At 65.2% G+C, this 8,314-nt stretch carries 9 protein-coding genes; 5 read left to right on the plus strand and 4 right to left on the minus strand.

The features are described from left to right. Window positions 1-672 (minus strand): pyruvate, water dikinase regulatory protein (locus AC1DHX_RS19650; protein ID WP_476900385.1); only part of this gene is annotated, 672 nt, incomplete at its 3' end. A gap of 123 nt (window positions 673-795) precedes the next feature. Here AC1DHX_RS19650 and AC1DHX_RS19655 point away from each other — a divergent pair. Continuing rightward, window positions 796-1,134 carry a hypothetical protein gene (locus AC1DHX_RS19655; RefSeq protein WP_476857366.1) on the plus strand — a complete coding sequence of 113 codons (339 nt, stop codon included), beginning with the start codon at window positions 796-798 and terminating at the stop codon, window positions 1,132-1,134. Between the two features lie 30 nt (window positions 1,135-1,164). On the opposite strand, the gene AC1DHX_RS19660 is transcribed toward AC1DHX_RS19655, so the two are convergent. Beyond that, on the minus strand, window positions 1,165-1,488 hold the full coding sequence (locus tag AC1DHX_RS19660; protein WP_476858703.1) for a hypothetical protein: 324 nt from the start codon (window positions 1,486-1,488) through the stop codon (window positions 1,165-1,167). A gap of 11 nt (window positions 1,489-1,499) precedes the next feature. Then, window positions 1,500-2,963 (minus strand): protein adenylyltransferase SelO, encoded by a 1,464-nt coding sequence (locus tag AC1DHX_RS19665; protein WP_476858704.1) that lies wholly within the window; start codon window positions 2,961-2,963, stop codon window positions 1,500-1,502. Window positions 2,964-3,067: 104 nt separating this feature from the next. Between AC1DHX_RS19665 and AC1DHX_RS19670 the strand changes: the two genes are divergently transcribed. Beyond that, window positions 3,068-3,652, plus strand: a complete 585-nt coding sequence (locus AC1DHX_RS19670; protein WP_476858705.1) for an HhH-GPD-type base excision DNA repair protein — start codon at window positions 3,068-3,070, stop codon at window positions 3,650-3,652. A 15-nt stretch (window positions 3,653-3,667) separates the two neighbouring features. Here AC1DHX_RS19670 and AC1DHX_RS19675 read toward each other — a convergent pair whose 3' ends face one another. Further along, complete coding sequence (locus AC1DHX_RS19675) at window positions 3,668-4,711, minus strand: Gfo/Idh/MocA family protein (RefSeq protein ID WP_476858706.1); 1,044 nt, start codon at window positions 4,709-4,711, stop codon at window positions 3,668-3,670. A 356-nt stretch (window positions 4,712-5,067) separates the two neighbouring features. On the opposite strand from AC1DHX_RS19675, the gene AC1DHX_RS19680 reads away from it, so the two are divergent. The 3 genes from AC1DHX_RS19680 to AC1DHX_RS19690 all read left to right on the plus strand — a co-directional run bounded on the left by AC1DHX_RS19680 (window position 5,068) and on the right by AC1DHX_RS19690 (window position 8,264). Further along, window positions 5,068-6,516 (plus strand): sugar porter family MFS transporter, encoded by a 1,449-nt coding sequence (locus AC1DHX_RS19680; protein WP_476858707.1) that lies wholly within the window; start codon window positions 5,068-5,070, stop codon window positions 6,514-6,516. A 51-nt stretch (window positions 6,517-6,567) separates the two neighbouring features. Next, window positions 6,568-7,707, plus strand: a complete 1,140-nt coding sequence (locus tag AC1DHX_RS19685) for a LacI family DNA-binding transcriptional regulator (protein ID WP_476900386.1) — start codon at window positions 6,568-6,570, stop codon at window positions 7,705-7,707. Window positions 7,708-7,802: 95 nt separating this feature from the next. After that, window positions 7,803-8,264 carry a hypothetical protein gene (locus AC1DHX_RS19690; RefSeq protein WP_476858709.1) on the plus strand — a complete coding sequence of 154 codons (462 nt, stop codon included), beginning with the start codon at window positions 7,803-7,805 and terminating at the stop codon, window positions 8,262-8,264. Window positions 8,265-8,314: the final 50 nt, after the last annotated feature.

Here is an 8,314-nt window from a genome sequence, read left to right on the forward strand (position 1 = left end):
GGGTGAGCCCCGGCGCCGTTCGGTGCGGATCTGGCTCAGGCGCAGGGGGTTGGAGGAGAGCCCGAAACACTTCTCAACGAAAGGCCTCAGCGGCTTGGGGAGCCCTTCCCGTTCAAAGTCTTCGTCCACCAGCGGGAAGTTGGCGGCGAAAATGCCGTGCTGCAGGGCCAAGTACATTGTGGTGGGCGTTTTTCCGCAGCGGGACGGCGCCACCAGGATGACTTGGGCCTTTTCGAGCGCCCGCAGGCTTTGGCCGTCGTCGTGTTCCATGGCGTATTCGACGGCGGCCATCCGGGATTGATACCGCTCCGCATTGCCCAGGCCATGGGCCCTGCCGGGTTCGCCGCTGGCCGGCGAACCGAGGGCCTGCTCCAGCTGTCCGACATGAGTCCCGATGAGATCCACGATGATCCCCTGGCACGTACCCAGGACCTGGCGGATATCGCTGCTTACCGCGGTGGAAAACACGATCGGCTGCAGGCCCGTGGCGGCCAGTTTGTCGATAGTGCCGACCACCGTCCTAGCCTGTTCGACCGTGGTGATGAAGGGGACCGTGATGCGGTCAAAGTGGTTCGCGGGGAACTGCGTCAGCAAGGTGTTGCCGAGCGTTTCCGCGGTGATGCCGGTGCTGTCCGAAAGGAAGTAGACAGGCCGGAGATCGTCATTGGTCATGAACGCATTCTCCCCCACGCCGGGACCGGTCCGGTATCGGGCAGCCGGCGGGTCCCTACCCCACCTCCGGTCCCGGACGTAGACTGCTCGCTTACAACGCCACCAGCTATCCGGGAGATCGACATGAACTATGCAGGGACCGGGAACGAGAAGGCCGTCACGGCAAGTGACCTTAACCGGACACATGTCGGACTGACCGTGAGCTTCCAGCCGGACGAATTTACCGTGGTCTTCGGCCGGATTGGCGCCATTGCGCGCAAGGAGGGTGGTGTGACCATCGCGCTGGCAGGGGTGGACGGTGCGGGTGGCCTGGCGTCCCATTACAGCCTGCCTCCCGCCCAACAGGTCTACGTCCAGCCGGACATGCTCACCAATACGGAGACGACCATCAAGGATTTGTTCGGCAAGGTGCAGGAGAATCTGCGGAGCCACAAGGGAGATCAGCGGCCGGACACCGTGTAGGGCTCACTGATCCCTGACACGGTCACAGTGCTACGTGTTGAGGTCCCAGTGGACACGGATCGCTTCGGCAACCGGTCCAGCGGTGACATCAATCCGGAAAGCAACGGGCGCGGTCCCAGTCTCTTCGATGACAGCGTCATGGTAAACGCGGCCGCAAGAGGAGCACAGGGTGTAGAGATCCTCGTCCTCAGGCCAGGTAGCCAGCCCCGCGGGCACGGGAACGTTTCCGCCAATGTGAACGGGCATGCCCTGTGAGTTGGCCTGAATCAATCCCTCGCTGCTGACGGTATTGCCGCATACGCAGGTGATGGTGGTGACGTCATGATCGATGACCTCGGCGAATTCGATATCCATGATCAGCTCCCTCAGGTTCCGCAGAAGGTCCGGTACGGGCCAAAGCTTTCCGGGGCGGCAGCGGCGTAGCGCTCGAGGCCGGACCGCTCGTCGAAAGGTGAGGCGACTGCGTCCAGCAGCCGTGCCAGCGGATCCAGGTTTCCGACGGTAGCGGCCGCCAGGGCCTCCTCCACCAGGTGGTTCCGCGGGATATAGACGGGGTTGACCCGGTCCATGGCGTCAGCATCCGGTGCCAAGGCACGCCATCGCCCCACCCAGGCATCGAAAGCTGCCGTGTCCTGGACCTGGCCCCGCGCGGCTTCGGCAAGGCCGCGGGCGGCATTGCCGAGGTGCCGGAAAAACGAGGTGAAGTCGGCCCGTGACTCCTGCATTAAAGCCACAAGTTCGTCCACGAGAGGCGAGGCCAAGTCGTCGTCGAGCCCGTCACGGAACCCCAGCTTGGCCTTCATGCCTGCCGACCAGGCGTCACTGTACTGCCGGCGGAACTCGCCGAGTGCTCCCACCGCGAGCTCGACCGCCTGCTCCTCGTCGTCGTGGAGCAGGGGCAGAAGCGACTCCGCGAGCCGGGCAAGATTCCACTCCGCCACCACCGGCTGGTTGCGGTAGGCGTAGCGCCCGCTCTCGTCGATCGAACTGTAGACGGCGGCCGGGTCGAAGCCTTCCATGAAGGCACACGGCCCGTAGTCGATCGTTTCGCCCGAAATCGTCATGTTGTCGGTGTTCATGACCCCGTGAACGAATCCGACGAGCATCCACTGGGCCACCAGCGAAGCCTGGGCGGATATGACCCCTTGGAAGAGTGCGAGATATCGGTTCCCGGCGTCCGCGGCGGCGGGGTGGTGACGGGTCAAGGCGTAGTCGGCGAGGCGGCGAAGGAGGCCGATGTCGCCCGTGGACCGGGCGTACTGGAAGCTGCCCACGCGCAGGTGGCTGCTGGCTATCCGGGTCAGAATGGCGCCGGGCAGGAGCGTCTCGCGCTGCACCGGACGTCCCGTCGCGACGACGGCGAGGGACCGGGTCGTGGGGATGTGCAGCGCGTGCATCGACTCGCTCACGATGTATTCGCGCAGCATGGGACCGACCACCGCCTGGCCGTCCCCGTTGCGGGCAAACGGCGTGCGTCCTGATCCCTTGAGGTGGACGTCGCGGAGCTGCCCGTCCGCGTGCCCGATCTCGCCCAGCAGGAGTGCGCGCCCGTCGCCGAGGCGGGGCGCGTACCAGCCAAACTGGTGGCCGGCGTAGGCCTGCGCCACCGGACTGGCATGGGCGGGGACGGCGTTGCCGGTCAACAGACGCAGACCCTCCGGACTCCGGAGGAAGGCCGGATCGAGGCCCAGCTCAGCGCCGAGGTGCTCGTTGAGCACCAAAAGGTGCGGCTCGGGCGCCTCCTCCGCGCGCCAGGGAATGGCCATCTCCTGGAACTCCCGGGCGAAGCGGCCATCAAATGTGACGGTTGAATGCGCTGTGCCACTCATCTTTCAAGGATACCGGCCACAGCGTCAGCAATGCCGCTGGTCGCGGCGGAGCAGATTCGGGCCGGCGCCATGACGTGGCGCGGAGCTGGTGGCAGGATGGGCGCATGGAACTGCACATCACGGGCGACGCCGCCGCCGACCAACTGCTCAGCAATGACGCGTTCGCACTCCTTGTGGGCATGCTGCTTGACCAGCAGGTGACCATGGAGTCTGCGTTTGCCGGACCCGAAAAGATCCGGACGCGCATCGGGTCCATGGCCCCTGCCGCAATCGCCGAATACGACCCGGCCGGCTTCGTTGAGATCTTCAAGGAGCGTCCATCCATCCACCGCTTCCCCAGCTCCATGGCCGGCCGCGTCCAGGACCTCGCTGCGACCGTCCAAGGCGATTGGAATGGGGACGCAACTGCCATCTGGAACCAGGACGACCCGGACGGTGAGGAAGTGCTGCGCAGGTTGCAGGGCTTGCCCGGCTTCGGAGAGCAAAAGGCCAGGATCTTCCTTGCACTGCTAGGCAAGCAGTGCGGACTGCAGGCGCCAGGCTGGCGTGAGGCCGCCGGCCCCTATGGCCAGGAGAGCGCATTTCTTTCTGTCGCCGACATCGTGGACCCCGAGTCGCTGAAAAGAGTGCGCGCCAGCAAGCAGGCCGCCAAGGCCGCCATCAAAGCCGCGAAGGCATCCGAGCGCTGATACGGAGGTCCTGGATCAGAGGCTTCCAACGGCTTCGCCGGGGAACACGATTCCGAGCTGGTTCCTGATGGCGTCGGCGACGGCCATGGTCCGGATGGATTCGGCGAGCGGCCGCTGGGGAACCTCCAGCCGCCCTGCCGCAATGGCGCGGGCGACGGCGGCAGCCTCGAAGTGCAGGCCTTCGAAGTGTGCTCCGGTCGGCTCCTCATAGGCCAGCCGGGTACCGTCCGGGAAGCGGACGCTGAACTTGCCTGGCATGTTGAAGGGCCCGTCAATTGACAGCGAAGCCTCGGTGCCCACAATGGTGGCGGACGTCGGCGTGAAATTGTGCAATTGGGTGTTCATCATGGCCTGGCGTCCGCCGGCAAAGGACATGACGGCCGAGAGCTGGGCATTGACTCCGGATTCGTGCGGTTCACCGAGCGCCAGGAGGCGGTCCGGTTCGCCCAGGACGGACGTGATGAGCGAAAGCGGATAGGTCCCCAGGTCCAGCAGTGGCCCGCCCGCCAGAGCCGCGTCGAAGATCCGGTGGCTGGGGTCAAAGTGCTCACCGTATTCGGCGAAGACCGTAGTAAGGACCCCGAGCATTCCGGAGTCGAGCACTTGCCGGATGACGTCGAACTTGGGCAGGAAAAATGTCCACATGGCTTCGGCGGCGAACAGGCCGGCGTCGGCGGCCCGGCTGGCGATGCCGGCCGCCTGCGCGAGGTTGATGCCTATCGGCTTTTCGACCAGAACGTGCTTGCCGGCGTCGAGCGCCATGAGGGCGGCCTCGTAGTGGAAGTTGTGCGGCGTGGCCACGTAGACGATGTCGACGTCGGCGGCCGCCAGCTCCTCATAGCTGCCGAAGGCAGCGGGGATGCCGTGCCGTCCAGCAAAGGCTTCGGAACGGTCCAGCGAGCGGGACCCGATTGCGGCGATAATCTGCGAGGTGTGCGCCTGGGCGGATTCCGTAAAGCGCTCCGCAATCCAGCCGGGACCCATGATCCCCCAGCGGAGTGGTGGTGCGGCTCGGGAATCCGGGACCCGGGACACCGGGAGTGAGGAGTTCCCGGTCATATGCCGGCCTCCCTTGTGTTGACATCGATTCGCATGAGACGCATAGCCCCTTCCCTGAATTTGTCCTGACATAGTAACAAACCGCTTCATCCGGGAAAAGCCCCTGAAGAGGTAACCGCTCCACCGCGGCGCCACACACTCGCCCTCCGGCACCCTTCCCGCCGCCCGGCCCGCGGACTTGCCCCTGACCGTCCGCCTCCAGGATGCCCGTCGACACTTTGAGCGCATGTCAAGACAAATTCTTGACTGTCTCGTTAGAGCGCTCTAACGTTGAAGGTGCGTGATCCAGCACCCTCCCGGGAACGCTCCCAATTCAAAGTCCGCCCTCCAGGTCGGCCGAATCGAGGAAGTCAACAATGTCGTTGCACACAGCAAGCTCGCCCGCATCGGGCTCAAAACACCGCGGGTATCTCGCCCGTCTCACTGTCATCTCCACACTCGGCGGACTCCTGTTCGGCTACGACACCGGCGTGATCTCCGGTGCGTTGCTCTACATGCAGGACTCCCTGAGCATGAGCCCGGTCGAAGAGGCCACCGTCGTCAGCGCACTGCTCTTTCCTGGTGCCGCGGTGGGCGCACTGAGCGGCGGCAGGCTCGCCGATAAGCTTGGGCGGCGCGGCACGCTGCTTGTCTGTGCGCTGCTCTTCCTCCTCGGCGCTATAGGCTGCGCCATCGCACCGACCGTCGGGTTCATGGTCGTTGCCCGCGTCATCCTCGGCCTTGGCGTCGGCGCCGCCGCCGTAACGTGCCCCCTCTACCTTGCGGAAATGGCGCCTGCACACCTGCGCGGACGCATGGTCACCATCAACGAACTGATGATCGTGACCGGCCAGATGCTCGCTTTTGCCATCAACGCACTCCTCGACGCCGTCATCCACGACGCCGAAGTCTGGCGCATCATGCTTGGCATTGCCTCCATCCCCGCCATCGCACTCCTGATCGGCATGCTCGCCCTGCCCGAATCGCCGCGCTGGTTCGCTATCCGCGACAGGCTCGACGACAGCCGCCGCATCCTCAACCTCAGCCGCAGCCCTGAGGAAGCCGATTTCGAGTACAAAGAAATCGTTGAGTCCGCGAATACCGCCCGGAACGAGCGCTCCAGCGCCTGGCGCGATCTGAAGAACAATCCCTGGATGCGCCGGCTCCTCTGGGTCGGTATTGGGCTCGCCGCAGCCCAGCAGGCAACGGGCATCAATACCGTGAACTACTACGCCCCCACCATCCTTGAACGCAGCGGCCTTGGCGTGAGTGCATCGCTCGTGGCAACCATCGCCGTCGGTGTGACGTCGGTGTTGATGACCGTCCTGGGCATCTGGCTACTGGGCTTCGTCGGGCGCCGCCGCATGCTGGTCATCGGCTTCTCCGGGGTCGTGGCTTCGCAGGCACTCCTCGCCGTCGTCTTCACGCTCCCCCAATCGGACCTCGTCAGTTACACCATTTTGGCGGCGATGATGCTGTTCGTGGCCTTCGTGCAGTGCTTCATCGGCACGTGCGTGTGGCTATTGCTCTCCGAGATCTTTCCGTTGGCCATCCGTGGCTTCGCGATGGGCATTGCGGTGTTCGCCCTCTGGACCGTGAACGCGGCGATCTCCTTCCTGTTCCCGATCCTGGTCGTCGCCCTGGGCTCAACCGGCACGTTCACCGTGTTCGTGCTGGTGAACATTGTTTCCCTGATCTTCGTGGCGAAATTCGTGCCGGAGACGAAGGGGCAATCCCTGGAAGAGCTGGAGGTGCACTTCCGAACCGGAGGCATTCCAATCATCGTGCCTCCCACGGTACCGGGCGAGAAGGCGGTATCTCTCTGAGAATCGAACGTCCGTAGCCATTGCCGCCGGGGCCTCCCCCACGGGACAGGCATGCGGCCGGCGTCAGGCAGCAGTGGAACCGGTGCGGTTGCCCATGGGGCGGCGGCCGGAACCRCTGTGTTTCCCGCGATACGCTTGCCGGCAGGAGGCCATTTGTCCAGGAACGAACTGAACCAGCATGGAGCGGCCAAACGCGCCACCATTGAGGATGTGGCGCGCGAAGCCGGCGTATCTCGCGCACTCGTATCCCTGGTGCTGAGGGGTTCACCAAAGGTGAGTGAACAAAAGAGGGAAGCTGTTGCCATCGCCATAGCCGCACTCGACTACCGGCCCAGCAATGCGGCCCGCTCGCTCGCCAGCGGACGGACGCAAACAGTAGGAGTGCTGCTGGACGACCTCTCCAATCCCTGGTTCGTGGAGCTGCTCGACGGCATGCAGAACATCTTCCGGGAGCAGAACCTCCGGATGGTCCTCGGCGATCCACGCTATTTGGCCCGCCCAGGGGAAAGCCCGGTGTCCGCCTTCATGGAATTGCGCGTCGACGGCCTCGTCATCGCCGGAGACTTCAACGCCGATGAAGACCTCACCCGCGCCACACTGCTCACGCCAGCCGTCGTCGCCGGCACCCGCGCCTTCGACCTCCCGGCAGCGGACCGCGTCACCAACGACGACGCCGCCGGCGCCCGGATGGCCGTCGAGCACCTGATTGGTCTCGGCCACAGCGACATTGCCTTCCTCACCGCTCCCACCGGCTCTGCTACCGTGCGGGCCGACGCCTACCGGGACACCATGACCCGCCACGGCTTGCAGAACTACATCCGAGTGATACCAACGGACTTGAGCGAGCATTCCGGCTTTGAGGCAATGAGCCGCCTTATCGACGGCGGCCAGCCCCCCTCAGCGGTCTTTGCCGCCAACGACATCCTCGCCGTCGGTGCGCTCTCGGCCGCCGACGAGCGCGGCATCAGCGTGCCGGGACAACTCTCACTGGTCGGATACGACAACACCTATCTCGCCGGGATCCGCCACGTCTCCCTGACCACCGTCGACCCCGTCAGCCGGGACGTAGGCATCCGCGTCGCGGAGCTTCTCCTCGCCCGCATCGCCGACCCCTCCCTGCAGCCACGTACCGAAGTGCTGGCCCCGCGCCTCGTCGTTCGAAGCACCACCGCTCCCGCCGCCCACACCTGACACTCTTGGCCACCCAAGGCGGGCGGCCGGCGGCCGCTGCCCTCTGTCGTGGTGCAGTGGCCCTGACTAGACTTGAATTGCGCCGGATTAGACGCATGGATTCGTCTCTGGAGGGCAGGATCATGACAGACCGCAGCGACTCCGAATTGCCCGCGGACCAGGCGCCCGCGGACGTGAAACCAGAAGATAAGGAGCTCCGGGGCCGGTACGTCGAAGGAGCGTACGGTAAGGCTGGCGTGCAGAGAGGCCGGCACGCCGAGGACGAGGAAGGCCAATACGTCCAAGGTGACTACGGTGCGGCCGGCAGGGAGGGCGGCCTGCCCGAACCCTTGGGAGACCGAGCCAAGGAATCCGGGCGCTACGTAGCAGCCGACTACGGCGGCGCTGGCACGGCTCCGGGACGCACGGCCGGGTCGGAAATCGGCCAGTACACCGAAGGTGACTACGGCGCGGAAGGTACTGTAGATCCGCTGCGCAAGGCCGGAACAGGTACGCCTGGCGAAAAGCCGCCGGCCGCGGGCAAGCCCTTCGACACCGGCACCCAGGAGGGCACCTAAAAGCGCCTGCCCGGGGGCAGGCAAGGACGCATCACGAGACTATTCCGGGC

It is taken from the genome of Arthrobacter sp. 05N33_2, from assembly GCF_056397425.1.